The sequence below is a fragment of the Pseudomonas sp. ef1 genome (genome assembly GCF_007293365.2).
GTDB lineage: Bacteria > Pseudomonadota > Gammaproteobacteria > Pseudomonadales > Pseudomonadaceae > Aquipseudomonas > Aquipseudomonas siliginis.
Genome location: NZ_CM129815.1, coordinates 5,225,394 through 5,247,629, shown reverse-complemented (window position 1 = coordinate 5,247,629; position 22,236 = coordinate 5,225,394). Strand labels below are relative to the sequence as shown.

Annotated in this window: 29 protein-coding genes; 7 read left to right on the top strand and 22 right to left on the bottom strand. The window is 55.7% G+C overall.

Annotated elements, in window-relative coordinates; genetic code table 11:
• Positions 1 to 9: 9 nt before the first annotated feature.
• From FEE99_RS23945 to FEE99_RS23935, 3 genes are all read left to right on the top strand, one after another.
• Positions 10 to 585, top strand: a complete 576-nt coding sequence (locus tag FEE99_RS23945; RefSeq protein ID WP_041478342.1) for a hypothetical protein — start codon at positions 10 to 12, stop codon at positions 583 to 585.
• Positions 586 to 710: 125 nt separating this feature from the next.
• Complete coding sequence (locus tag FEE99_RS23940) at positions 711 to 1,382, top strand: GNAT family N-acetyltransferase (RefSeq protein WP_041478343.1); 672 nt, start codon at positions 711 to 713, stop codon at positions 1,380 to 1,382.
• A 50-nt stretch (positions 1,383 to 1,432) separates the two neighbouring features.
• The gene (locus tag FEE99_RS23935; protein ID WP_041478345.1) at positions 1,433 to 2,548 is read left to right on the top strand and encodes a YiiX/YebB-like N1pC/P60 family cysteine hydrolase; all 1,116 of its coding nucleotides are present in this window, start codon (positions 1,433 to 1,435) and stop codon (positions 2,546 to 2,548) included.
• Between the two features lie 68 nt (positions 2,549 to 2,616).
• Here FEE99_RS23935 and FEE99_RS23930 read toward each other — a convergent pair whose 3' ends face one another.
• From FEE99_RS23930 to FEE99_RS23890, 9 genes are all read right to left on the bottom strand, one after another.
• Positions 2,617 to 3,141: a phage major tail tube protein gene (locus tag FEE99_RS23930; RefSeq protein WP_041478346.1), complete on the bottom strand. Its 525-nt coding sequence runs from the start codon at positions 3,139 to 3,141 to the stop codon at positions 2,617 to 2,619.
• Positions 3,142 to 4,566 carry a phage tail sheath subtilisin-like domain-containing protein gene (locus tag FEE99_RS23925; protein ID WP_041478348.1) on the bottom strand — a complete coding sequence of 475 codons (1,425 nt, stop codon included), beginning with the start codon at positions 4,564 to 4,566 and terminating at the stop codon, positions 3,142 to 3,144.
• Positions 4,567 to 4,571: 5 nt separating this feature from the next.
• A complete protein-coding gene (locus tag FEE99_RS23920; RefSeq protein ID WP_041478349.1) occupies positions 4,572 to 4,802 on the bottom strand; it encodes a hypothetical protein in 231 nt (76 codons plus the stop codon).
• Complete coding sequence (locus FEE99_RS23915) at positions 4,799 to 5,245, bottom strand: Gp37 family protein (RefSeq protein WP_052392161.1); 447 nt, start codon at positions 5,243 to 5,245, stop codon at positions 4,799 to 4,801. The genes FEE99_RS23920 and FEE99_RS23915 overlap by 4 nt, the downstream gene beginning before the upstream one ends.
• Complete coding sequence (locus FEE99_RS23910; protein WP_237143834.1) at positions 5,242 to 5,631, bottom strand: gp436 family protein; 390 nt, start codon at positions 5,629 to 5,631, stop codon at positions 5,242 to 5,244. The genes FEE99_RS23915 and FEE99_RS23910 overlap by 4 nt, the downstream gene beginning before the upstream one ends.
• 48 nt (positions 5,632 to 5,679) lie before the next feature.
• Positions 5,680 to 6,660, bottom strand: a complete 981-nt coding sequence (locus tag FEE99_RS23905) for a major capsid protein (protein ID WP_041478352.1) — start codon at positions 6,658 to 6,660, stop codon at positions 5,680 to 5,682.
• A gap of 12 nt (positions 6,661 to 6,672) precedes the next feature.
• On the bottom strand, positions 6,673 to 7,047 hold the full coding sequence (locus FEE99_RS23900) for a head decoration protein (protein ID WP_237143786.1): 375 nt from the start codon (positions 7,045 to 7,047) through the stop codon (positions 6,673 to 6,675).
• Complete coding sequence (locus FEE99_RS23895; RefSeq protein WP_041478354.1) at positions 7,044 to 7,943, bottom strand: peptidase; 900 nt, start codon at positions 7,941 to 7,943, stop codon at positions 7,044 to 7,046. Before FEE99_RS23895 ends, FEE99_RS23900 begins: the two co-directional genes overlap by 4 nt.
• Before the next feature lie 158 nt (positions 7,944 to 8,101).
• Complete coding sequence (locus tag FEE99_RS23890; protein WP_052392162.1) at positions 8,102 to 8,500, bottom strand: hypothetical protein; 399 nt, start codon at positions 8,498 to 8,500, stop codon at positions 8,102 to 8,104.
• A gap of 328 nt (positions 8,501 to 8,828) precedes the next feature.
• Here FEE99_RS23890 and FEE99_RS23885 point away from each other — a divergent pair, with 328 nt between their 5' ends.
• Positions 8,829 to 9,395 carry a hypothetical protein gene (locus tag FEE99_RS23885; RefSeq protein WP_041478355.1) on the top strand — a complete coding sequence of 189 codons (567 nt, stop codon included), beginning with the start codon at positions 8,829 to 8,831 and terminating at the stop codon, positions 9,393 to 9,395.
• Positions 9,396 to 9,587: 192 nt separating this feature from the next.
• Here FEE99_RS23885 and FEE99_RS23880 read toward each other — a convergent pair whose 3' ends face one another.
• Both FEE99_RS23880 and FEE99_RS23875 read right to left on the bottom strand, forming a co-directional pair.
• Positions 9,588 to 10,352, bottom strand: coding sequence for an HNH endonuclease (locus tag FEE99_RS23880; protein WP_143979076.1), 765 nt, complete (start codon positions 10,350 to 10,352; stop codon positions 9,588 to 9,590).
• Between the two features lie 3 nt (positions 10,353 to 10,355).
• Positions 10,356 to 10,856: an AAA family ATPase gene (locus FEE99_RS23875; RefSeq protein ID WP_447121736.1), complete on the bottom strand. Its 501-nt coding sequence runs from the start codon at positions 10,854 to 10,856 to the stop codon at positions 10,356 to 10,358.
• 1,143 nt (positions 10,857 to 11,999) lie between these two features.
• Here FEE99_RS23875 and FEE99_RS23870 point away from each other — a divergent pair.
• Entirely contained in the window at positions 12,000 to 12,704 is a 705-nt protein-coding gene (locus tag FEE99_RS23870) for a hypothetical protein (protein WP_041478358.1), read from the top strand.
• 203 nt (positions 12,705 to 12,907) lie between these two features.
• Here the strand turns inward: FEE99_RS23870 and FEE99_RS23865 are convergent, their stop codons facing one another.
• The 11 genes from FEE99_RS23865 to FEE99_RS23815 form a co-directional block, all read right to left on the bottom strand.
• The gene (locus FEE99_RS23865; RefSeq protein ID WP_143979078.1) at positions 12,908 to 13,249 is read right to left on the bottom strand and encodes a hypothetical protein; all 342 of its coding nucleotides are present in this window, start codon (positions 13,247 to 13,249) and stop codon (positions 12,908 to 12,910) included.
• Positions 13,250 to 13,722: 473 nt separating this feature from the next.
• Complete coding sequence (locus FEE99_RS23860) at positions 13,723 to 14,199, bottom strand: phage virion morphogenesis protein (protein ID WP_041478360.1); 477 nt, start codon at positions 14,197 to 14,199, stop codon at positions 13,723 to 13,725.
• A gap of 200 nt (positions 14,200 to 14,399) precedes the next feature.
• Positions 14,400 to 15,200: a phage head morphogenesis protein gene (locus tag FEE99_RS23855; protein WP_041478362.1), complete on the bottom strand. Its 801-nt coding sequence runs from the start codon at positions 15,198 to 15,200 to the stop codon at positions 14,400 to 14,402.
• Between the two features lies 1 nt (position 15,201).
• A complete protein-coding gene (locus FEE99_RS23850; protein WP_041478363.1) occupies positions 15,202 to 16,692 on the bottom strand; it encodes a DUF935 domain-containing protein in 1,491 nt (496 codons plus the stop codon).
• Complete coding sequence (locus FEE99_RS23845) at positions 16,689 to 18,296, bottom strand: phage protein (RefSeq protein ID WP_041478365.1); 1,608 nt, start codon at positions 18,294 to 18,296, stop codon at positions 16,689 to 16,691. Before FEE99_RS23845 ends, FEE99_RS23850 begins: the two co-directional genes overlap by 4 nt.
• On the bottom strand, positions 18,293 to 18,844 hold the full coding sequence (locus tag FEE99_RS23840; RefSeq protein ID WP_041478366.1) for a phage protein Gp27 family protein: 552 nt from the start codon (positions 18,842 to 18,844) through the stop codon (positions 18,293 to 18,295). The genes FEE99_RS23845 and FEE99_RS23840 overlap by 4 nt, the downstream gene beginning before the upstream one ends.
• 2 nt (positions 18,845 to 18,846) lie before the next feature.
• Positions 18,847 to 19,140, bottom strand: coding sequence for a VpaChn25_0724 family phage protein (locus FEE99_RS23835; protein WP_041478368.1), 294 nt, complete (start codon positions 19,138 to 19,140; stop codon positions 18,847 to 18,849).
• Complete coding sequence (locus FEE99_RS23830; protein ID WP_041478369.1) at positions 19,137 to 19,442, bottom strand: DUF2730 family protein; 306 nt, start codon at positions 19,440 to 19,442, stop codon at positions 19,137 to 19,139. Before FEE99_RS23830 ends, FEE99_RS23835 begins: the two co-directional genes overlap by 4 nt.
• A 150-nt stretch (positions 19,443 to 19,592) precedes the next feature.
• On the bottom strand, positions 19,593 to 20,168 hold the full coding sequence (locus tag FEE99_RS23825) for a hypothetical protein (RefSeq protein ID WP_052392165.1): 576 nt from the start codon (positions 20,166 to 20,168) through the stop codon (positions 19,593 to 19,595).
• Positions 20,169 to 20,459: 291 nt separating this feature from the next.
• Positions 20,460 to 20,882: a hypothetical protein gene (locus FEE99_RS23820; RefSeq protein ID WP_143979061.1), complete on the bottom strand. Its 423-nt coding sequence runs from the start codon at positions 20,880 to 20,882 to the stop codon at positions 20,460 to 20,462.
• A gap of 18 nt (positions 20,883 to 20,900) precedes the next feature.
• The gene (locus FEE99_RS23815; protein ID WP_122746611.1) at positions 20,901 to 21,224 is read right to left on the bottom strand and encodes a hypothetical protein; all 324 of its coding nucleotides are present in this window, start codon (positions 21,222 to 21,224) and stop codon (positions 20,901 to 20,903) included.
• Positions 21,225 to 21,443: 219 nt separating this feature from the next.
• Between FEE99_RS23815 and FEE99_RS23810 the strand changes: the two genes are divergently transcribed.
• Both FEE99_RS23810 and FEE99_RS23805 read left to right on the top strand, forming a co-directional pair.
• Complete coding sequence (locus tag FEE99_RS23810; RefSeq protein WP_041478373.1) at positions 21,444 to 21,680, top strand: DNA-binding protein; 237 nt, start codon at positions 21,444 to 21,446, stop codon at positions 21,678 to 21,680.
• 259 nt (positions 21,681 to 21,939) lie between these two features.
• Entirely contained in the window at positions 21,940 to 22,230 is a 291-nt protein-coding gene (locus FEE99_RS23805) for a helix-turn-helix domain-containing protein (protein ID WP_221264906.1), read from the top strand.
• Positions 22,231 to 22,236 lie beyond the last annotated feature (6 nt).

Below are 22,236 nucleotides of genomic sequence, written 5' to 3'. Positions count from 1 at the left end.
GAGGTGGTTATGTCTGTTGATAAACAATGGGAGGATCTGCTTACACCCGCCGTATTGCAGGAGAGGTTGATATCTACCTCTCTTTATATGACGGCATTTGAAATGCTTAAAGAGTCCATTGTTGGGCGTCTTAGAGACTTTTATTGTATTGGTTTTGCTGATGGCGAATTGACCATCTCCCCTCAATATGAAGAAAAGGTTCTGTCGCTCGCCAATAGTCCTCTCTATGCCTCATTGCGGTGGCTAGTCAGAGAAGAAGTCATTGTCGAACAAGATGTTGAGGTTTTTGAGCGACTAAAAAAATTGCGAAATGCGTTAGCTCATGAGCTACCTAGTATCGTTTTGACGGGAAGGTATGTTGGTCTAGTAGAAGAAATGCAGTGCCTCATGAGCCTGTTGCGAAAGGTTGAAGTGTGGTGGGTTGTTAACGTAGAAATAGCTACTGATCCTCGTTTCGATGACGTAGAGGTCGACTCAGAGGGCATCACGCCCGGCCCAATTCTAATGATGCAGATTATGTTCGAAGTTATCGCGGGAAACGAAAGCCTTAAGGAATACTATAAAAATAGCAGCGGCAAATCATAAAGTGTCTTTTTGGGTGATCTTAAAATCGCAAGAAGTTGCAACTTCAAAAATCTACGAGAAATTAAACTTTATAGAGTCGTTGCCGATATAGTTTTCTGAAGGCCACGATTTTAGCAAGGAGCGAAATGTTTACCATAGATAACAATATCGAAGAGCGCGACGTGCAGCCGATCATTCGGTTGGCACTTGAAAACTTTGCAGACCTGGCTAACAAAGTTGTTCGCCCCTCGAGTTCAACCGGCTTCCTTTGTAAAGCGATACTGTCAGCCGAGATAGGCGCATATTTGCAGGATATACTGACTGGGCATTATGGGAGCTTGGGTGGTTCGATCACCGTTGCTAGGAATTTAGAAGGCAATATTCTAGGCTTTACCCTTGGTATGGAATCTTCTTCAGCAGACCACTGTGGGATTAGCTATGCTGCGGTCCACAAGGACTCGAGAAAGCAAGGTATCCTTCGTGCGATGCTTCAGCCTTTTCAGCAGCGTTACCAAACAATAGACCTTAGTTGCCATCCCAAAACAGTATCTATTTATCAAGCTTTAGGTTTCCGCCCCTACGGTCGCCAAGCTGTTCAGATTGCTATGCGTTGGGGGATGCCTAAGCCGCAAGGTATTATGCCAACCATTAACGTTGAGTCCTTTGAGTCCGTAAGAGTCGCTCATGCAACAGCCTACCGAGACGTACCTCAAAAAGATTGGAATTCACTCGTTAATGCACGTGATACGCGTATTCGAGAAATTATGAAATTTCTTGGTGGTCAGCTACCTATTCAGCACCTTTCAATCACTGACTAAGTAGGTTGAGCACTTGCATGGCTGAGGTTGACTGGGTTTAAAGGATGAAGATGCCAAAAAAATACATAATCGACAGGTCAAAGCTTTTGCCTGGCGATATAGTTCTGACTGCCGAAGTTGCCGCAGTGAGCAAAATTGTTAGACTTGCAACATTCTCTCGTTATTCTCATGCTGCCATCTGGGTCGATGGTACGATGATTGAAGCTACTCAAGATGGCGTGTTTTCTAAAAACATCCAGCGACTTATCCTCGATAAGCCGGGCCATGCTGATGTTTACCGTAGCAAGGATCCGCTTACTCGAGATCAAGCCATTCAAATTTGCGATTACGCCCGATCGCTTGTCGGTACGCTGTACGCTCTCGATGAGGCGATGCTCGTACTTCCTAAACGAAAACTAGGCTTAGCAGAGACCAAACGACAGTTTTGCTCTAGACTCGTCGCTCTATCATATGAGCAAAGTGGCTTTGATCTCAAAAACCTGCGCCATCCGCTATTTTGCACGCCTCGCATGTTGTCTGTCTGTACCGCTTTCGAAAAAGTGCCTGGCATGGTCCGCGAAGCTTTATCAGAGGAGATTGCTTTTGCTGAAACGGACGATCCTGGAAAGAAAAACCAAGCTCACTTATTCGAATGGCTCAACGCTGTTCGGGATCTCGTAAAGAAAGACGCAATTCTAAATTCCCGTTTTGACATACAAGCGGTAAATGATGTCAATGAGCTGTTGACTGCGCACCCGCACTTAGACGAGACAATCACAGCGCTAATAAGATCCAATGAGTATCTGACATTTTACAATCATGACACCAAGAACGAGCATCTCGCGTACAGATATAACAAGTTCGCAATGATCGAGAAGTTAAGTTGGTATCAAAACCCTGGTGACTTTTTGATGAATGAGCTATCCAAAGAGCCAGAAATGTTTCGACGCTTTGAAATTATGACTTCAGTGATGATTGATAAGTTTGATGAGACGGGTTTGACTTATTTTTACGAGCACGTAAGGCTTTATAAAAATCTTATGACTGGTGTATATGTGAGGCTTAAGCACATAGCTATAGGCTTTAACTGGATAGGAGAGGATGAGGACGCGGAGAAAGTATATGAACTTGCAAGCATGGCAGCGTCTGTCATCAGGAAGGCACAAGTCACATTAGGAGAGATTTGATAGGTAGTAACTTCCTAAGGACGAATATAAAGGCAGCTTCTTAAACTGCCTTTACATAAGGCATCGCCTCAAGAAATCCCTAGATTTCTGTTATACCTACCCAATTGATTCTCCCCACCCACCCGAAAAATATTCGCCAAATAATCCAGCAACACCACCTCTTCACCATTGATCATCTGCCGCACGTACGTCGCTGAAAACGGCGTCTCATACTTCGTCGGGTCCCGTGGTTTATGCGTGCCCAACTGGTACTCCTTACCCGTGATGGTCATGGTCGTCACCAACGGCACCTCATTCACCAGCCCGCCGTTATTGAACACCTGCACGTTCGAGCGACACTGCAACTGCACGCTCTTGAATGGGGTGACAAGTTTTCGCGCCGCTTCGATGTAGAGGCTGTTCCAGGTGATCTTGCCTTCCAGCTTGTCGATGCCATCGGGCAGTTCGATCAACCCGACCATGCCCAGCCCCTGGAAGTCGCTCATGACGGTTTTGATCGTGCCCAGGTCGATCTCTTCGCATTTGCCAAAGAAGCTGGCGCCGTCCAGGTAGAGGTTGGCGTTGGATATACGATGTGCGCTAAAGCCTGCCATTTATAGGGCCCCCAGGTTGACGAGGTAGTCGCCGGTGATTTCGGTTTCGAAGGTGCCGCGTTCGAACGGTGGCGGCACGCTGAGTTTGTAGTTGAACAGTGCGTGCCCCTGCGCCAGTTGGGTGCTGAGGTTGCGCGCCGGGTCGTACCAGCATTCGCCGCCGAGCAAGGCACCGTCGCCGATTAGTTTGCGCAGGAACAGGTTGACGCTTTCGGTGAGGCTGGTGATCAGCGCGGTGGTGATCGGCTGGTCGACGAATTGCAAAGCGCTGTAGCGGATGGATTCGTCGACGACGTCTTTGGTCCGGCGTACGTTTTCGAAGTTGCGCAGGTGGGTGACGCTGGGCCATGCGGCGGTGCGATTGCCCCACAGGCGCAGGCCGGTGCCGAAGGCGTTGAAGACGGTGGTGATGCCGTTTTCGTTGAGCAGGTTGACTTCGCTGTTGGCGTCGTCGATGCGCGCCGTCAGTGGCCGCTCCAAACCGATGACGCCGAGCAGCGGCTGGTTGGAGCTGCTCCACCAATAGCCAAGATCATGGTCGACTTTGGCGCGCAGGCCGGCGGCGCGGATGGATAACGGCTGTAAGCGTTCGCCGTTGCTGGGCGCGTCGTAAACCCTGACGTGCGGGTAGCACAGGCGCACGCGATCGCTGCTGGTGTTGAAGTTGATATGGCCGGCCGGCCCGCGCCCGGCTAGCACTTGCTGGACGGTGGCGCCGATCGGTGCATCGACATAAGCGACGCCGCCGACCTGACCGGCCGCAACGGCCAGGGCCGCCGTGACCGCGCCCAAGGTGCTGAAGCCCGGGGCGATGAAGATTTTCGGGAAGAAGCCCAGCTGGTTGTAGCTGTCTTGAAAGGCGCTGAGTCCCGTGCGCCGCCCCGCTGGGTTGAGGGCGCCGATAATGTCGGCCGGGGTGACTTTGCCCGGGTCGGTGTAGCTATATTCGGCGTTGATGTGGGCATCGAGCGGGATGCTGCCGGTGGGCAGACGTGTGACCTGGCCACTGTGCAGCGACACGGTGTAATCAATGCCAGCCTCGTAAGCTGCTGCGCCATCGACGGGCGTCAGTTTCAGGCTTTGCAGGTCGCCGTGTTGCAGTTGCAGCGTGTTGTTGTCGGCGAACGGTTTGAGTGATTCGGTGACGGTGCTGTGGTGAATGGCCGGGTCGAGCACGTTGACGACCAGCACGGTGCCGGCGCCAAAGTCATAGATGCCCTGCAAGGCTTCGGGGATGCTGTAGCCGGTCGTGTGCGGGCCGAACTGGGCGGCGTGGGTGTCGTTCAGGCACAGGGTCAGTTCGTTGATCGGCCCGGTGGGCGCTGTGCCGACCAAAGCGATGACGGCGGATTTGACGACGCGGATGGGGCGCGGGCCGCGTTCGACTTCGGTGGTTTCGATGCCGTGCAGGTAGTTGGCGGGCATGGGCGTCAGTCCTTGGCGAGGGATAGCGGCTTGGGCGTCTTGCCGGCCGGTCTGGATGGGGTGGGCAATGGTTGCAGGTGGTTGAGCGCCAACAGCACGCGGGTGTAGTCGTGGGTAGCGGGCAGCTCGACCGGTTGGCCGGGGTGCAGTTGCACGTCCAGTGTTTCACGGTGTTCATTCAGGCGCAGGGTCACGCCGCTGGGCGGCCCGGTGTAGATGTAGCGGGACAGGTTCATGGGCAGCCCTCGTAGGCTTGCAGTTGGGTGGCGCGGGTGGCGTAGTCCTGGGCGTATTGCCAGACGCCGTTGCTGTGGCCGATGAAATGCTCGGCCAGCGGACGGCAGGCCTGGTCGGTGTGTGGCGGGCACCACCCGGTGAGGCTGGCGCGCAGGCGGTCGAGGTAGCTGATCACGCCATCGGCGCCGTTGAGCTGACGAAAGATCAACGTCAGGCGCAGCACCAGCTGACGCGCCTGGAAGACCGCCCCCATGCTCTCGCTGTGGCCGAACGTGGATTTACCGTAGGCCAACAACACGGCGCCGCGTGGGTGATTGAGGCGGTAAAGCTGCGGATTTTCAGGGAAGCGCTCGACCAGCAGCTGTTGGCCAAAACTGGCTTGCAGGCGATCGAGCATGGCGTCCATCAGTTGTTCGGTTTGGCTGTTGGTTGACGCGCTCATCGGTATCCCGCCCAGAGCTGGGCGCTGAAGTGCGGCGGACGTGCGCGCACGCGGATCTCACCGGGCTCCGGCACGGCGTGTCCCGTGGGCAGGCCAAGGGTGACGATGCCGTCGCGGATGCTTTCGAGCAGTTTGAGCGTGTCTTTGCGCGCGCTGATGACCGCGTCGGGCAAGGCGCCTTCGGGGCGGCGCTGGTAGAGCCAGTGGCGCGCTAGGTAGATGACGGCATCGCGCAGGACAGTGGGCACCGGATCGAGTGGCAAGTGGTAGCGGCCACGCAGGTAGCCGTCGACCAGTTCTTCGGCCTGGCGCACGCTGCTGGCGATGACGTGTTCGTCGGGCTGGCGCGCGCCCGGGTCGTCGTTGGACAACTGCGTCAATGTCATCAAGGGAATGGCGTTGACGAGGTCTTGGCGGGTGCAATAGCGCATGGCTCAACCCGCCTTCAATTCGACCAGTGCTTCGGGGAACAAGCACAGGGCCAGCGGGTTGGCTTGGGCTTCGAGGTCCCAGCCTTTGCCCATCTTGCGCGGCTCGGCCTTGCTGTAGAACGGCTGGCCGAGGGTGTTGACGGTTTCGTTGTAGTTGGCCGGCGCGTTGAACAGCCGGAAGACACCGCGCGCAACCGGAAAGACCTGGGCGACGTCGGCCGGGATGAAGCGCTGGCCGCTGACGGTGACGTCGTATTCGATGAACTCAATGCCGCCGAAGGTGAAGCCTGAGCGCAGGTCGCCACCGAGCCGATCTTGCGCTTCTTGATAGTGGGCGAAGGCTTCTTTGACTTTGGCGTGGTCGGTGAAGGCGTCGAACCAGTCCGGCCCACAGAACGAGCGGAAGCCGGTGACCATGACGCCGCCGAGTTTGGATTCGGCGTGACGCTTGGCGTCGAGGCAGGCTTTGCGCACGTTGGTGCCGGCGCTGCTGAGGGCGACGGTGACGCTCTTTTGCTCGACGGCAAATTCATCGAACAGGTCGAACAGCACCGAGCCATCGGCGTCGAGCAGTTTGCCGCGCAGCGCGCCGACGCGCTGAAATTCACGGGTGGTTTCGATGCTGTTTTTGAGGTCTTGCAGGTGGTCGTTGATGACAGTGGCCATGGGCGCGGTGGCGCTCTCCTGACCGAAGGCGGCGATGCCCTGCAATTGGCTGGGCAGCAGTGGCCGGCTGATGGGCAGGTGCAGGGTTTCGAAGGTGCGGCGCTTGCGTTTGTTGTCTTTGACCGGCGCGGGATCGTCGTTGCGTGAGGTGTTCGGCACCAGGACCAAACGGCCCTCGCGCTCATCGATGATGACGCTGGTGCTGGTGACACCTTTTTCATCGAACAGGCCCATGGCGCCGACCTTGCCGGGAATGGCCGGGAGTTTGTTAACGGCGGCGGTCAGGTTGGCGACGGTGAAGAGGTCTTGCAGGTTCATGGGGTGGCTCCGTTAAAGGGTGGCGCGGGCGACGATGCCCAGGGCGTTGAGCTCGTCGAGGGCGGCGGTTTGTTGTGGCTCGGTGATGCCGGCCGGCCAAACCAGTTCTGCCCGCGCCACGACAGCACCCCGCGCAATGACCACGGCGGGCGCATCGCCGGCGCTGGCGTCGACGCGTTCGGCCAAGACAGCCACGGCTTTTTTCGCCGGCCCCGCACCGCTGGGGTCGAGGGCCTGGTACTTGTGGGCAACCTTGGCGAGCACTTGACCCAGGGCGTAATCACTGCCGCCCAGCAGCGTGACGCGGTCTTTGCTCCAGCCGGGACTGACTTGCACCAGCAGCAGATCGCCGAGGTCTTTGGGCTGGTTGAAAGTGGCCATGGTCATTGCCCCCTCTGGGTGCGGGCTTCGGCATCGGCCAGCAACGGGTTGGTGCTTTGCGCGACGGTTTGGCCGGCGCGCTGCAAGGTGGCGACCTCGCTGAAGCTGATGGCGCCGGTGAGGTCTTTGAACAGGCTTTTGAGGCCATCGCTCAACGGCTGACGCTGCTCGCCCTCACCAAAGTGCAACGGCGTTGCACTGAGCTGCGCGGCATCGAGGGTGGCGATGACCACCGGCGCGTGCAGCGGCTTCATGCCCGCGGCAACGAGCTGCTCGGCGTAGGCGACGCTGGCGGTGTGGACGGCCTGCTGCGCAGCAGCACGTGCGGACTGGTCGCGTTGGGCGAGTTCGTTTTTTAGGCGCAGGTTCTCGGCCTGGAGGGTGTCGGTGTCGGGTGCGGTGATCGGCGGCGTTTGCGGCGCAGGCTGAGGTGCCGGTGCCGGTGCCGGTGCTGGGGCGGCTGGCGCGCCTTCGCTGAAGTGGATGACGCCGGGCTCTGCTTCGACGAGCTCGATCGGGCGCAAGCCTTTGACGGCTGGCGGCTGGGCACCGAGGAAGCCAACGTGGCGCAGGTAGTAGACGCCGGGTACCGGATTGTTGGGCGCGGTTGGGTGGTAGAAGGACGCGGAGATCTTTTTGTAGCTGCCGGCCGCCAGTTGCTCGGCGAAGGTGGGATCGATTTGTTGCGGGATGGCGATCAGGCCTTCGGCGGTTGCGCTGAGGGATTGGACCCAGCCGGCCGCAGGGGCGTCGTGTTGGGGGTGGCCGATGACTAAGGGCGCTTCGTGGAGGGTTGGGTTGTAGGCGGCTACGGTGGCGGATAGGTCGGAGGCGGTGAAGTTTAGGGTGGTGCCGCAGGAGGCTGTGTGGAAGCCGGGTTTGAAGATGTGGAGGGGGTTCATGGTGGGGCTGCGCTTGTTTGGGATGGTGGGCGCAGTTTCAGATAGCAGGTGAAGGTTGCCTTTTAATCAGGATTACTGTCGGAAGAAACAGTGGGTTATGGAACGATGTAGTTAAGAACTGAAAATTACCTTAGCGGTTCACCACTAAGGTAATAGCCTTAGAAGGGCTTTTTCCATCTATCCGTTGCGATACCGGCGGAGACGCTTAAATGTTCCATATGGTGGTAATGATCAGATTGCTCATCTCCCTTTGCTACAACCGTGACATCGCATAGGTAATTGCCTGACCCGAAGATTGCCTGAACAATCCCTGTGATCTTATCCTCAAGATGCTTGTCACCTTCAGACGTCGAAGCAACCTCAACGCTGTAGACGCAGGCTTTGTCATCGAAAAAAACTCTTACCAGGCGCGCGTGCTGACTATGATTATCCAAGGTCTTGGCTGCGACGGTTGCAATAAATCTATGCTCTTCGTCGGGGAAGCTCGCCCGGGCTTCTAAATAAACGCGGTGCTTGCCCAGTGTGAGCCATTCAGAGCGAAAACCTTCAGCTGGCATGATGAATCTCCTTATAAATATGCGGGAGATCGCTTTATAAAGCCTTTACCGCATTTTTTCGAGCTTTCTTCAGTGGGCTTCCGCCGTCGGCCTTCGAAAGCGCACCTGACGGGCTCTGGGTAGCCCACCGGCATGGTCCCTATAGCGATCTTGCATCACAAGGTAGGCCTAGATCCATGCTCACTCGATTGGCTGTCAAAACTAGGGCTCATTGGTGGGCGTCGTCAAGCAGGGAGAACGCGGTGCCCAGCCTCTATCAACAATATAATTTCTCCGGGCTTTCTTTCTGCTCGAGACGATAGAATTTGCATTTTTTTGGGGGGTGTTCATGGAAAGTAATAATCACGCTTGGCCAACGGCTTTAGTGTTGACGCTGTTGATGACCCTCGCTAGCGGCGTCGGAAATTGGATTTCGTCTTACCTTATGCTTTCTAGCAAAAGCCAGGAAATCATTAACAATTCAGAAATTTCGCTGCGTGCAAAGGGAGCTGAGGTTCATTGCGACGCGCTAAAAGATGCAGCGTCGTTAGCTTCGGAAATCGATTTCAGCGCCGACAGAGGCTATGCGAATGCGATAGTCTTTTCGGAGCTCATTCGGGGTAAGTCTATCGAAGAGTTTCGCAAAATCCCTGACGAGCAAATTCGAGCAGAACAGCTTCAATTTGAAAAGCGGGCCTCCACAATCGTTCCTCTACTTGCCGAGAACGAATCAAAAATCTTAGAGCAGGTTACGCTCAATCATTATGTCGTCACGCAGCTAAGGACTAGCACCGTGCCGCTATCTGGGCGTCTATCACCGAGCGAAGGCGGTTTCAATGCAAACACCAACATTCGTGAGATTCGAGAGAGCGCAAGAGCACTCGCGAACCTTTATCGAACGAAGTGCACGCGTTAGGCAGGCTGGTCTATCTCTAAGCTTGCTACGGTGGATCCACATTGATTTATCCGATGCATATATGTCGTAAAACTTTGATCAACCGCATTCAAGCCGCCGAAAAAATGCGGCTTTTATCTGCTCCGACGGTAACTGCCGAGCTGGTGCAAAGCATCGAAATCTGGTTTATTTCTTCAGAAGCTCTTGCTGTGCCTATTCCTGCAGCTCAAACCGCGCGGTTGCGCGAAGATAAACTTCAGATGCGCCATCACGCACAGCTTCGATGATCTCTATAATTTCTGGCTCCGTTAGCTTTCGAAAAGCGGGCCGTGCCCGTCTTACAATTTTGGCTAGTTGCTGGATATCAAGCTTCGTGTTATCACTTACCAAATGCATAATCGCACTATGATGAGATTCTGACGCCTGCGCCATTTCAAACATTCGTCTAGATTCCACCGAGCCCAGTGAATTAAGCTTGCAGATGTCAATCACTTTCTTGCCGCGAGCTTTGGAAGCTGCATCACCTACCTCTCTGTATAAGTATCCCGATATAATTTCTATATGATCACTGTATCGATGTATATATGGGTGAATCCATCTGTAATCCGCAACGGCTAGGGGATAATCATCTGTTGGCAATAACGATCGTGTTAGTACGTCATAGTTTCGCTTCAACCAGTTGCAGCGTTTACAAGTCGCGACAAGATTAGAGTGCTCATAGGTAAACCTGGCCATTCCGGGCAAAGCCTTAGCCACTACATGATCGATCTCATTTCGTCCTATTTCTGCAGACAGTCCGCGTCGACAGTACGCACATTGGTGCCGTTGCACGCGGAGAAGATATTTTCTAACCGAATCTCTAACAAGTTTAAGATTGGCTTTCGTCCACTCTTTATGCGCGCCAGTAAAATATGCGAGAATCAGTGTTTTCTCAGCGGAGCCCCATCTTTTTCTTTTAATAATATCAAAGCTCGACATAAATCAAGTCCTTTTAACGACCAAGCTTTTTATCGATGAAATGATCGAGCGGACTTGATCGCCCTCAGGCAGCTTCGCAAGAATAGGCTCAATTTCCTTAAGGATCTTTTTGATTTTGCTGGAATTTTCTTTTGCTCCTCGAGCGACAAGCTTCAGTAATTCATCCATTTTTGCTACAAAGGCAGTGCCACGAGTACTTTCAAGCTCGAATTTCAACTCCAAAATATCGTTCGACTGCCATCCTTCTGGTATATCTTCGAACTCCGCTGAGAGAACACCGTCATCGGAATGTCTACGGAGTATTATCAACTCTGAGGAAAATCCACCAGCAGAGCCGATCAATAATGGTGAATGGGTGGCAACCACAACATGGCAGCCTTTTGAATCGGCAACTGCCTTGCTGAGACAATCTACAAAATCGCGCTGCCAAGAAGGGTGTAAAGCACTTTCCGGCTCGTCAATCAATATCAATGAGTTGTCGGTCACTTTCAACGCCAGTGTCACAATGGATGAAAATAGTCCCCATTGCCCTGCGCTATAATCATCAGGATTAAAAACCTTTTATTTGCCTGAAATGTGTCGACGTACATTTAGCAGTCGGTGCCGCAGAATAATATCAATGAATGGTATTTGCGGAAAGCAAGTGCCAGAAATTAGATCTATATCAATTAACTGCGGATTCTTTATTGTAGCCTCGATGAATGATGTGAAAGCACCGACTAGGTCGTTATTTTCTAAGTACTGTATATCTCTAAATTTTGCCTCGCTTTCGATATTGCCGTTAAAAAATTCGCCCATTATATAGTTGCGCTTACTACTTGATGAATCCGCCCTTAGAATTGTTGTAAGACGGGACGGGATAGTTGTTCGTTCACAAAGCATTGTAATAAGATCCGTTACAATGGGAGATCTTTCTCTATTTGTTAAGACGGCGGAAATTAGTGCGCTCAAACTTTGATTTCGACTTATTATGTTCTGATTGTGCCTTGGTCCTATATACTCGTACTCATCTATTTCATACCGAGACCTTGCCGAACCTCCCACGCGCATTTTGGTGGGAAATCTATCATTAGGGATTGCAGATAGCGCAATCACTCGGCTAGGTGTTTGGTAAAATTGAACTGTCGTCGATGTTTTAGGCGCCTCCCCCTCCGCCGCTGTGATTTCCCGCAGCGCCTGATCTAGGAAGGTTCGCAGTAAAGTGCTTTTTTGGGTTCCATTCACCCCCAACATCATAGTCAATCTGTTTTGCCCTTCGGACTTGACCGGAATTGACACCATCTCACCCGATGGCAATGTAAAAGATTTTATAAGCACGTAGCCTCCCATTCTCCGTTCATGATTCTCTCCAATCCATGTTTATTACTGGCAAATAATCTTTCTAAGTGGTTTTGGTAGTTCAGCTTTGGTTAGGGGTGCGCCCAACGTTTTCGGTCGCCGCATGATTTGTCTAGCTTTCGAAAGCCCTAACGTGCCTCAAGAGACAGTGCGCTTAAAAAACGGATCGCGGCAGCCGCCTAGATGCTACGACATGGTACCCAGCTGTGGGCAGCATAGACGGGCTAAAAATTAAATGGAAACCAGGTATTCCAATTCACTACCTTATGGCAGAGTGTGAATCCCGCCAGCACGTGGAAACGCAAGTGTATGAGCCTCCCTAGCCATCTGATCCAAGCAGTTCGAGACGACCCATTAGACGGAGCAACAGCGGTCTGTCGCTACACGCTGAGCGAAATAGAAAAACAACCTGACTGGACTCAAGAGAATCATGCGACTTTGCTTGAGGCAACGGCTTTGATTCTTAGCTTGCAGGAGCAAGCTCTGATTCCTAACGTGAAGGAGGCACCGGACCTAGATGGGAGCATGGGTTATGTATGTAACCGAATGCGTATGTTCATTACTGAGGTTCAGCACGAATTGATTGGGCAGTCATCGGCTAAAAAACTAGAAAGCATTAAGAGCCGGTTTGCTGTAACGCTTGCCAATGGTTTCGGATATGAGTTCACCGATGGCGACCTAAAACGTATTCGCACCCTGATAAACGAACTCCGAGAGCTAATCGTCGCTAATCAAGAACTGGAAGAAGATCATAAGCAGCGACTTCTTAAGCGATTAGAAAGAATGCAGGCAGAGATTCATAAGAAAATGTCCGACCTCAATAGTTTCTACGGCTTATTGGTTGAAGCAAGCGTAGTTCTAAAAAAGGTTGGAGAAAATGCTAAGCCGATCGTTGATCGAATCAAGGAGCTAACGAGAATCTCGTGGACCACTCAGACACGGGCGGAGAATCTGCCGTCAGGGACAGAACCTCCGATGATCGGTAACGATTCGAAGCCCCCCGCACTGGATTGAGCGGAGCGTTGCGCTGAGGATGGCAAGCCCTAGTTGGTAACTTTTAAGATGGTTTATTTAGATTGACTACTTGAAATCGCTGTACCCTCCGTAATAGCGTAGCGCTGCTGAATAAAAAAGCTATCGTTTACTGATGCTTGCGGATGGAAAGCGATTTCGAGTTTTTTAATTCAACAATAGAAAAAAACCACAAAATTACTGATTCATTTTTTATCTGTAGGTGCAGACTCGTCCTTAGGCGGCACAGGCGCTTGTCCATCTTTACTATCCTGAATCGTTTTCTTGATCTCTGCGACTTGAGCTTCTACTTTCTTTGCTTCATTTTCAGGCTCAATCTCAGCCTCAGTTGCACATCGATTCGATGTATTAATAGATGCCCACACAATCTGCCGCCGCATTTGCAACGTGGTGTCTTTGTCGCCGAGTAACGTTTTTATCTCTACGTTGTAATCCGACAGAATCTTGCTAACGATGCGTGCTCGATTTGAGCGTGCGGATGCGTTATCGCTTAGATCGGCTTGAATACCGTTGGTGGCCCCAGACAAACCGGACCAAGCTTTCGCCGCAGATCCTCCTGCTGTGATCCCAAAGACGCTTCCCGCTAATACACCGAGGACTTTGACCCTAGGCGGGTGGCTGAGTTTATTTTCCCGCCGTTTTCGTAATAATTGCTCACTTGTCTACAGTACGTTCCTGTCGCGAGCATCGCTGTGAACATGTCGTTGTCGCTGCAGCTCGTTGTGCGGCAATCGTTGAGAAGGTCTTTATTCTCCTTGCCCCTCTGGTCCCAAGGCCAGATCGGGGACGGGTTTACGATAACCCGGGTCGGCTGGTCACCTGTACCGCTTGCGCAACCGCTCAAAAAGCAGGCAAGTCCGGTAACTCCGATTAGCGTTTTCATCGATTGTCCTTAATCTGAGGGGTCTAATGTCATAGTGACACTAGCCGAGAACAAGCGAAGCGCAACGGCTTGGAGCACTTTTCTGTCCACTCCCAATTTTTTTGAGTTGGCCACCTACTAGCAACGCGCTGCCTCCTTCAAGTGAGCCAACATCAAATCGAGAATGGCTTTCTCCGTCCCAGTTTCCAAACCACCTTCAGCATCTGTGGGCAAGTATGGCCGTGCAGGGATGTCGCCCCATAGGTACGGAAAGTCCACCCGCTCCCCACCTAACTGCATCATCGCCGCATACGGCTTGTTACTTCCCACCATGGCCGAGCTGTCGGTCGCATGCGTGACGATCGACGCCGCCAACCCTCCCGCGCTGACCTGCAGCATCTGTCCCGGCCAATGCCCCTGTTTTGCCCGCCGCTCGATGGTGACGTCGGAGAGTTCGGGCCATTCGGGGCGGCCTTCGTGTTCGAAGTTTTCTTCGGTTTGACTGGCGAGTTCGGCGGCGATGGCTTGCATGAGTGGGGTCAGGTCGCCGATGGCGTCTTCGAGTTGGTGGAGGGTTTGTTGTAGGCGTTGGTTGTTTAGTTCGATGGTGAGCATGGGGGCCTGTGTTTTGGGCAATGGATTTGTAGGTGGGTTTTGGTGAGTCAGGATCAAAAGATCGCAGGCTTCGCCGGCTCCTACCGGGTGGTGTCCGGCTTTGGGGTTGTGGTGGTTGATGGTCCGCTTTCGCGAGCAGGCTCGCTCCCAAAGAGGCTTTGGGGCGGGTCAGTTGGTCATGTGTGGGGCGGTGGCTTGCTTTAGGGCTTGATGTGGCCTGTGCCGGGTGCGTGGTTGAAGCCTGGGTCTGGGTGAAATGTGAATTCATGGCCTTGGGCGTTGGTCAGGCGGATGCCGGTGACGGTGGCGGTTCGGGTTTCTCCGGTTTGTTTGTCGACTCCTGTTTCCAAGGTTTGGGTGAAGGTTTTGCCGTGGCTGGCCTGGATGGTGAGGCCTCGGCGTTGGACGGCGGCTGCGGTCAGGGCTATGACGCGGCAGCGGCAGTTGAAGCCGTTGGGTGGGTAGATGGTTTGCCAGATGGGGTCGTCGTGGCGGAAGACCTGGCCGTGCATGGCGCGGTGGCTGGGGCGGGTTTTGCTGTCGAGGATGGAGACGAGCATCCAGTACGGGTGGGTGGCAGTGGCAGCTTGCATGCTGGTTTTGCGGCCAGCCATGTAGGCGCTTTGCAGGTTGGTTTGGTAGATGGTTTTGAGGCGGCGCGGGCTGCCGAGTTGGACGGGTTGGGCAGTACCGTCTGCTGCGACGATGATTTGTTTGCCCCACCAGCCTTGGGCTTGCAGCGTAGGTGTGAGGTTGGCGGTGAATTGTTTGAGGGTCTGGCCTTGTTGCAGGGCTGTTTCCAGGGCGGCGCGGATGTCGGAGAGCAGGTCCAGGCGCATGGCTTTGGCGACGGTGAAGGCTTGGTGGTGGGCCTGGTCGAGCATGTCTTGCCAATGCCAGGTGATGGCGTAGCCCTTGGCGTGCAGGTAGGCGATGGCGTTGGCGGGTTCGAGGCCGAAGATGGCTTGCAGGTGGCTGGGGTCGAGGGTGTGTTTGGCCATGTCAGTCTTCCCGGTCGGCGGTGCTGAGGTGGCCCCAGGTGTTGGCGATGAAGATGAGCTGGGCCAGGTGTTGTTCCAACGCTTGGGTGTCCATGTGGGGGTTGGCCTCGGCTAGCCGTCCGAGCGCGTCGGCGTCGGTCGGGCTGTGCTCAAGCGCAGCGATCAACGGCGCAATGGCGTGTTGGCTGTGTTGGTGGAGGACGTTGGCTGGTAGACCATTGATGGCTTGGTCGAGGGCGTGCTGGTCGAGTGCGGAATGACTTTGGTACTCGCTGAATGCGGGTGAGCCGGTGACGGTCGGCGTTTTTCGCAGGTCGCCTTCTTGCAGGTTGTAGGTGCGTTGCCAGTAGGCGTTGGTGAATTGGACGCCGGATTCGGTGAGGGCTTTGTCGCGCTGGGCGAGGCTTTTGTCGATTTCTTCTTGTTGCCAGAGTTGGTAGTTCGGCGCGGCGACGTGGGGGCCGAAGTTGAGGTCGACGACGTGGCGAATACAGGCGTTGAGTGCGGCGGCGACGATGCCGGCGTCGCCGTCGCGGATGTCGTGAGTGACTTCGGCGCCAGCAGTGGCGCTGGCGCGGTTGCTGTCTTTTTCGGTGGTCTGGTTTTGGCCGAGCATGGCGACGTTGATTTCGCTGCGACAGTACTCGAGCAGTTGGCGGTAGACGTCGGCGCTGCCAGCTTTGCCGGCGGCTTCGATGATTTGCACGCTGGCGTCATCCGGGATGGCAGCGACGGCGTCTTGGACCATGGCTTCGAGGCTGTCGAGTAGCAGGTCGGTTTCTTCATCGTTGGCGCCGCGCGGGTGTTTGCCGATGACCCAGGGGCTGCCGTATTTCTCGGTGAATTGAACCCAGAATTTCAGGCCGCCGCGCATGAAGGTCGCCGGCCAAAAGCACATGCTCAGGTCCGGGAAGCCGTAGGGGTTGGCGTAGGTGGCGTCTTGACGGGCGACGATGAAGCGTTGCGGGTCGCAGGGTTCGCCATCGTTGCCTGCGTCTTTGGCACGAAAGCGCAGTGCGTTGTCTGGATCGTAGAAAAACCATTCGGCCGGTTTGCCGAGCAGGTCTTGCGGCACCAGGTATTGGCCCACGGGCTGCCACAGCAGTTCGACCGGTTGGTAGCCATACAACGGCGCGTCGAGCAGTTCGCGCAGGATGCGATCGAGGTCGAGGTCGGCAAGCCAGTCGCAGACGAAGCGCTCGACTTTTGCTGGTGCGTCCGCGCGCTTCAGCCCGCGTTCCAGTGAAAGGACGGCGGCTTTGCGGCGGCGGATGTTGCCGCCGACCAACGCGCTGCTACGTAGGTCACGGTAGATCTGAATGTCTTTGCCTTGGGCTTTGAGGATGGGGTCAGGGTTTGGCAGGTGGCGGCTGAAGCCGCCGGGTTCGATGCGCCCGCGGGTGGCGATGTGGCGGTTGAGCGCGGGACGGCGCTGGGTGTCGGTGAAGTTGACGAATTCGGTGGGGCTGACCCACAGGCCTGGGCTGTTCATGCGTACCCTTGGGTGATGTGTTGGCCCTGACGTGGGCGGCGGGATTTGACGCTGACGGGGCCGGCGCTGACTTCAAGTGTGGCGAAGTGGGCCAAGGCACCGGCGCCGGCGAAGTCGCCGTGGCGGTAGAGGTCAGGGTCTTTGAGGTCTTGTTGCCGGGCTTTGGCGATCATGGGAATGCCGTCGACGGTTTCGATAGCGCGAATGTCCTGGTGCAGCGAGTCATCACGCGGCAGCGTGACGCTGGCGTCTTCGAAAAGTTGGACGAATTTGGGCATCCAGGCGCCGTACCAGGCACGGCTGATTTTGACTTGGTGGATGCGGTTGTGGCCGAAGGCGTCGGCGGTGTCTTCGGCGAGAGTTTCGCCATTGCCGGTGGCATCGAGTGCGGCGCCGATAAAACGCGGCAGGCCGCGCAGGATGTGAAAGAGAATCTGCTTTTGTTGGCGGGTGGGCACCTTGTGCAGTTCGACGACAAAGGGCACGTCGCGGTGCCGACGCTGGTCGACGGACATCGGGCAGATGATGGAAAAATCGCGGTGCCGCGCGTAATCCATACCGAGAAAGTAGCGTAGTTCTGGCGCATGGGTCTGGCGCATGACCGGCACCAGATGGCGTTCAATCCAGTCGGTGACGTAGGCCTCACGGCGATGCACGGGTTGTTGGCTGAAGGCGTCGTCGAGGGCCAAGCGCAGGACGCTGCGACCCGCGCGCATGGCTTCGTCGATCCACACCCCGGGGATGCACACGCCGTTGCCGTCGCGCGGGATGGCGTCGAGTTCTTCGCGCATTTGCGCTTTGCGCGGGCCGTAGGCGTGGCGGATTTTTTTGTACCAGGCCTCTTTGCCTTCGGCCGTGGGTTGCTCCCCCGCCAGGTAGCAGACGCGCTCATAGAGGCCGTTGGCGACGGCGTCGTCGAAGGTGGCGCGGTAGACCTTGGCGCTGTTGCCGTAGCGCTGGTCGCGGATGTCGCTGACCATTTGGTTGAAGGCGTTGGCTTTGCCGTTGTGGGTGCTGATGATGACGATGCGCCCGCCCCAGATGAGCAGCGCGGTGGCGGCGTCGAGCACGGCGGAGACGTTACGGTGGAAGGCGGCTTCATCAATGATGACTTTACCTTGCAGGCCTCGCACGCCGGCGGGGTTGCTGGAGAGCGCGACGATTTTGAAGCCTGAGGCGTAGCGGATGCGGTAGGCGTTGATGTGCCGCGTGTTGCCGCTGTCGTCCTGATCTTCGAATAAAAATTCTTCGATGTGGCTGACGCCGGACGCTTGGGCCTGGGCCATGACGCGGCTGAATTTGGCGCAGTAGCCGATGAATTCGAGGCCCTTTTCTTTGGTGTCGCCGATGTAGAAGCAGTCCATGCCGCCGGCGGCTTTTTGTGAGGCGGCGGTGATGACGCTGTCGAGGGCTTCGGCGAAGGTGATGCCGGTGCGCCGACCTTTTTCACACAGTTTGATTTGCGCGTCGATGGCCAGCCATTGGCTTTGGTGGGCCATGAGCAGGCCTTCGGCTTGCGGATGATAGTCGGCGGGGATCTGCCGAGCGCTGGGCGGCAGTTCGTCCCATTCGATGACGCGCAGGGTGCTGGCGGCCGGTTTCATGCTTTGACGCCGAGGAAGGTTTGGCGCCAGTACTGGGCCTGGTCTTCGCTCATGCCTTGGGTTTTGACGGCGTGGTCGAGGGCGGCGGCTTGTTCTTGCAGCAGGCGCTCGCGGGCGGCGGTTTCTAGGGTTTGGCGCTCTTTGACGCTGAGGGTGCGCGCTTCCATGGTGGCTTTGGCGGCGCGGGCCAAGGCGGAGATTTCGGCGATGGTGACGTCGTCTTTTTCGTGGGCGCCAATGGCGGCTTGGTAAGTCAGGGTCGAGATGGCTTCGACGAGCAGTACGCCGGTTTTGTCGGTGGCGTCTTCGCCAAAGGCACCGACGAAGGCTTCGGCCATTTCGCGTTGTTGGCGGGCCTTGTCGGTGAGCTGGTCGAAGCCGACTTTGAAGCGCCCCAGGGCGCTGCGGCTGGGGGGCTTTTGGCTGGGGTAGCGAGCCTGGATGTCGGCGAGCATGGCGTCGAGGGTGAGGCGGTCTTCGCGCAGCAGTTTGTGCAGGTAGGCTTTGACGTCGGCCGGCAGGCGGTTGATGGTGGATTTGCCGGCCATGGTCAGGCCCCGGGCCGTTGGATGCCGGGCACGCGGGCGCGGCCGGCGGCGATGTCTTGGCCGCGTTCGGTGAGGGTGGCGACGAGGACGGGGCCGACTTCGCTGAGGCTGACGGCGTTTTGTTCGGCGAGCCATTGCAGTTCGGTTTTGGTCTGGTCGCGGCTGGTGCTGTGGCCGTAGTGGTCCAGGGCGGTGTTGAGGACGGAGCTGTTGGCGCGGTAGCCGGGCATGTCGGCGAGCAGGCGCAGGATGACGAGACGGATGTCGTGGCGCAGGTAGTCGGTGTAGGCAGTCATGGCTTTTCTCGCAGCAGGTAGTCGTTGATGCGGTCCAGGGCGCGGGCCAATGGGCTGAGGGCGTCTTTGACGCCGGTGAGTTCGGCGCGGATGGCTTTCATGTCACCGAGCAGGTCGGCGATGGCGCTTTGGTCTGGGAGATGGCGTACGTGTTCTTCGAGGGCGACGATGCGGGTGCGCAGGTCGTGCAGTTGTTGGGCGCTGGCGGCTTGGCGTTTGGCGATCCAGGTGTAGAGGCTGAGGACGGTGAGGACCAGCCATTGGACGATTTGGCCGAGGGTGTTGAGGTCGTCGAGGGTCATGGGGTGCCCCGGCGGGTGTCGGGGGTGTTGCGCGGGGTTTGGGGGTGCATGGGGTTGCCTCCGGTCGCGGCGCCCCGGGGTTTGCGGGGGGCCAGAAATACACACGCCGCTATGGTGGGCGGCGTGGGTTTGGAGGGCTTTTAAATGGGGTTAGGGAGACTCAGCGGTTGGGCAATTGCATTTGCGTTTGGACTTCGGCGCTTGGATGCTGCTTTCACAAAAATCGAATACTTGGGCTACCCAAGTTTGGAGCCATCCGATTTTAGGAAGCTCTTTTTTGGGGTATCCCATCGCTCGCATCAGTTCATTGTGACAAATAGCATTCAGTACATGCATAACCGGCGGTTCTTCCGCTTCGATGCTTAACCGTGTCTCTTGAACCTGAAGCAAAACCTCGTCTGAATCGTCGCAGAGCATGCTTTTTTCAAGTTCAACGTACTTGCGCATGAAGTCAGTGTGATCACGTCCGCGCTGTGCGCTACCGACAACCAAATTGACGGATGACGCGATTGTGACTATCGCTGAAGCTATCAATGCGACTGCTTGGTAATCTTTTTGTAGCACCCCATAAATCGCAGCTGAGCCAAATATCAGCGATAGCATATTGGATGTTTTATCCAGCCTGTCGTAGAAACTCCGGCGCCGCTGGTGATATCGAATAGAGCGCCGGACACTGAATAATGTGTTGTGCCAGCGAATCGGGAGATCAGTTGTCGTCGCTTCCATGCTGACTTCCTCTACCAGGTCTTGGTCGTGGTGGTGGAAGAGTGTCTACCACTTCTGGGAACCCTCTTTCTTTGTGGTCTTCCAAACCCGGACGGCCACGAGGTCCTTGATCATTATTGTTGTGGAGCTCACCGTTGCCGTCTCTGCTTCGGTCCCGGCTGTGGTCATCTCTATCCCTTCTCATTCCTGATTCCTTGCTGTGGTATTTGCGCAGTCAACGTTATTGCGTACGGACTTTTTCCTAAAGTGGCAATTTAATATTAATTTTGGGTCTTGAGGGATTTTTGTTGGTCAGTGAGCAGCCACCAGCATTAACGCCAAGCACCCGAACGCACCGGTGGCGATCAGCGCATAAGTTTTAAGGGCTTCGGGCAGGTGATCTTTCATCGAGAAGGTAATGGCGGCGATGCTGATGCAGGCGATGCCGGTTTTTAGCAGGCGTCGGTTGTGGTGGTATTGGCGGATAAGCGCTGTTTGTTGGGCGGCGAGTTGATCGCAGTTGATGCAGTGGGTTGGCTGCGCGCATTCGCTGGGTGGCGGTGGGTGTTTGGGGGTGTGGCTGTCGAGGCTGGGGTGGCCGAGGTGGATGTCGCCTCGGTTGCCTTTGATTTTGATGGTGAGTTGATGATCTTTTCCGTCCGTGGGGAGGTGTTGTATTTGTTCTGAAAGCCTGGCTGACAGTTTGCTGACCAGGTCTTCGTCCTCGCTTGGCATAGCGTTCCTTTTTCTATTTCAGCGATTGATGACCAACTTGAGGATGCGTTCGACGCGCGGTTGGTCGAATTGTTGTTCTTGGCCGAGGGCGTTGTAGATCTCGGCGGCCACTTCGGCCAGCTTTTTGGCGGGCCAGCGCCGGCCGGCCTGTTTGGCGGCGGCTTCGAGCATTTCGATGATGCGCCCCAGTTTTTCCCCGTCGATGGGCGCCCAGGCCGTTGCCGCGGGGTTGGGCACGAGGATTTTTTGCCCGGTGATGATGAAGTACAGGTCGGCGCCGGCTTGGCCGATGGCGGCCATGTAGTTGGTGTCGGGCACGCGTTCGCCTGCTTCGTAGAGCATTTGGGTTTTTTTGGTGACGCCGGCCAGGGCTGCGAAGTCGGTCTGGTTGAGGCCTAGTCGTGTCCGCTCGGCGCGTAGCCGCTCACAAAAGGAAACCATTCGGTTACCTAAATCCTTTTACTTGGAAACCATTCGGTTCCATCATTAAACCACACCGTCCAACGACGAACGGCTACTTAGTCGGCACCAAGGCGGGTGCCGTTACCCCGGAGGGATTTTATGACGCTACGTACTGCTGATGAGGCCAGAGCTGAGCTTAAGGCTAAGGGTATTTCGATTACTCAGTGGGCGATCGCGAATCGCTTTTCGCCCAACCTGGTGTTCGAGGTGTTGGGTGGGCGCAAGAAGTGTGTGCGCGGTCAGGCGCATGAGATTGCTATCAAGTTGGGCCTTAAGGCCGGTGAGATTTGTGTCGACCCGGCGGCGGCTCTTGAGTCCTCGCGTTTCGTGGCGTGAGGTGCTGGATGATTGCGCATTTCGGTTGTGTGGAATCTACCGCTTTTAAACATTTGTTGAGACTGCGTGCAGACGAAAAAAAGAACTTTCCTACAAAAATCACACTATTTGCCACTTTTTTGCGCCCACCCGCTCGCCGGCCGAATGGGCGGACGCTGCGAGGCCTTGTTTTAAGCGGCGCCAATTTATCCTTTTTTGTTGTGCGATTTGTGTCGGTGCAGATCGGCGCGGGTTCGTGGGTGCGATCGTGAGCCGGCCGATGTCGGCGTCGGTTCGGGTGTTGCGCGTATTGAAGGCACTGAAGGGCCACACGGTGACCGGGCTGAGTAACTCGGAGTTGGCGGCTTTAACCCAGGACAGTCCGAGCAATATTACGCGGGCGATGCAGACGCTGATTGAGGAAGGGTTGGCGCTGAAGCTGGATAACGGCCGTTTTGCTCATTCGGTGGGTGTGTTGCAGATCGCGCAGGCGCATGCCGAGCACATGGCGCGGTTGACAGGACGGATGCAGGAAATCAATCAGCGTATTGCCGCTGGATCGAGGATTTAAGGAGGT

Coding starts and splice junctions, on each gene's coding strand:
- FEE99_RS23925 (WP_041478348.1), bottom strand. CDS start 4,566: ATGCCCGCCAACTACCTGCACGGCATCGAAACCACCGAAGTCGAACGC.
- FEE99_RS23830 (WP_041478369.1), bottom strand. CDS start 19,442: ATGACCCTCGACGACCTCAACACCCTCGGCCAAATCGTCCAATGGCTG.
- FEE99_RS23945 (WP_041478342.1), top strand. CDS start 10: ATGTCTGTTGATAAACAATGGGAGGATCTGCTTACACCCGCCGTATTG.
- FEE99_RS23870 (WP_041478358.1), top strand. CDS start 12,000: ATGAGCCTCCCTAGCCATCTGATCCAAGCAGTTCGAGACGACCCATTA.
- FEE99_RS23935 (WP_041478345.1), top strand. CDS start 1,433: ATGCCAAAAAAATACATAATCGACAGGTCAAAGCTTTTGCCTGGCGAT.
- FEE99_RS23820 (WP_143979061.1), bottom strand. CDS start 20,882: ATGCCAAGCGAGGACGAAGACCTGGTCAGCAAACTGTCAGCCAGGCTT.
- FEE99_RS23840 (WP_041478366.1), bottom strand. CDS start 18,844: ATGGCCGGCAAATCCACCATCAACCGCCTGCCGGCCGACGTCAAAGCC.
- FEE99_RS23845 (WP_041478365.1), bottom strand. CDS start 18,296: ATGAAACCGGCCGCCAGCACCCTGCGCGTCATCGAATGGGACGAACTG.
- FEE99_RS23900 (WP_237143786.1), bottom strand. CDS start 7,047: ATGACCATGGCCACTTTCAACCAGCCCAAAGACCTCGGCGATCTGCTG.
- FEE99_RS23905 (WP_041478352.1), bottom strand. CDS start 6,660: ATGAACCTGCAAGACCTCTTCACCGTCGCCAACCTGACCGCCGCCGTT.
- FEE99_RS23855 (WP_041478362.1), bottom strand. CDS start 15,200: ATGGCCAAACACACCCTCGACCCCAGCCACCTGCAAGCCATCTTCGGC.
- FEE99_RS23890 (WP_052392162.1), bottom strand. CDS start 8,500: ATGCCAGCTGAAGGTTTTCGCTCTGAATGGCTCACACTGGGCAAGCAC.
- FEE99_RS23895 (WP_041478354.1), bottom strand. CDS start 7,943: ATGAACCCCCTCCACATCTTCAAACCCGGCTTCCACACAGCCTCCTGC.
- FEE99_RS23930 (WP_041478346.1), bottom strand. CDS start 3,141: ATGGCAGGCTTTAGCGCACATCGTATATCCAACGCCAACCTCTACCTG.
- FEE99_RS23825 (WP_052392165.1), bottom strand. CDS start 20,168: ATGGAAGCGACGACAACTGATCTCCCGATTCGCTGGCACAACACATTA.
- FEE99_RS23810 (WP_041478373.1), top strand. CDS start 21,444: ATGACGCTACGTACTGCTGATGAGGCCAGAGCTGAGCTTAAGGCTAAG.
- FEE99_RS23920 (WP_041478349.1), bottom strand. CDS start 4,802: ATGAACCTGTCCCGCTACATCTACACCGGGCCGCCCAGCGGCGTGACC.
- FEE99_RS23940 (WP_041478343.1), top strand. CDS start 711: ATGTTTACCATAGATAACAATATCGAAGAGCGCGACGTGCAGCCGATC.
- FEE99_RS23910 (WP_237143834.1), bottom strand. CDS start 5,631: ATGACATTGACGCAGTTGTCCAACGACGACCCGGGCGCGCGCCAGCCC.
- FEE99_RS23850 (WP_041478363.1), bottom strand. CDS start 16,692: ATGAACAGCCCAGGCCTGTGGGTCAGCCCCACCGAATTCGTCAACTTC.
- FEE99_RS23880 (WP_143979076.1), bottom strand. CDS start 10,352: ATGTCGAGCTTTGATATTATTAAAAGAAAAAGATGGGGCTCCGCTGAG.
- FEE99_RS23835 (WP_041478368.1), bottom strand. CDS start 19,140: ATGACTGCCTACACCGACTACCTGCGCCACGACATCCGTCTCGTCATC.
- FEE99_RS23915 (WP_052392161.1), bottom strand. CDS start 5,245: ATGAGCGCGTCAACCAACAGCCAAACCGAACAACTGATGGACGCCATG.
- FEE99_RS23805 (WP_221264906.1), top strand. CDS start 21,940: ATGTCGGCGTCGGTTCGGGTGTTGCGCGTATTGAAGGCACTGAAGGGC.
- FEE99_RS23815 (WP_122746611.1), bottom strand. CDS start 21,224: ATGCTCTACGAAGCAGGCGAACGCGTGCCCGACACCAACTACATGGCC.
- FEE99_RS23860 (WP_041478360.1), bottom strand. CDS start 14,199: ATGCTCACCATCGAACTAAACAACCAACGCCTACAACAAACCCTCCAC.
- FEE99_RS23885 (WP_041478355.1), top strand. CDS start 8,829: ATGGAAAGTAATAATCACGCTTGGCCAACGGCTTTAGTGTTGACGCTG.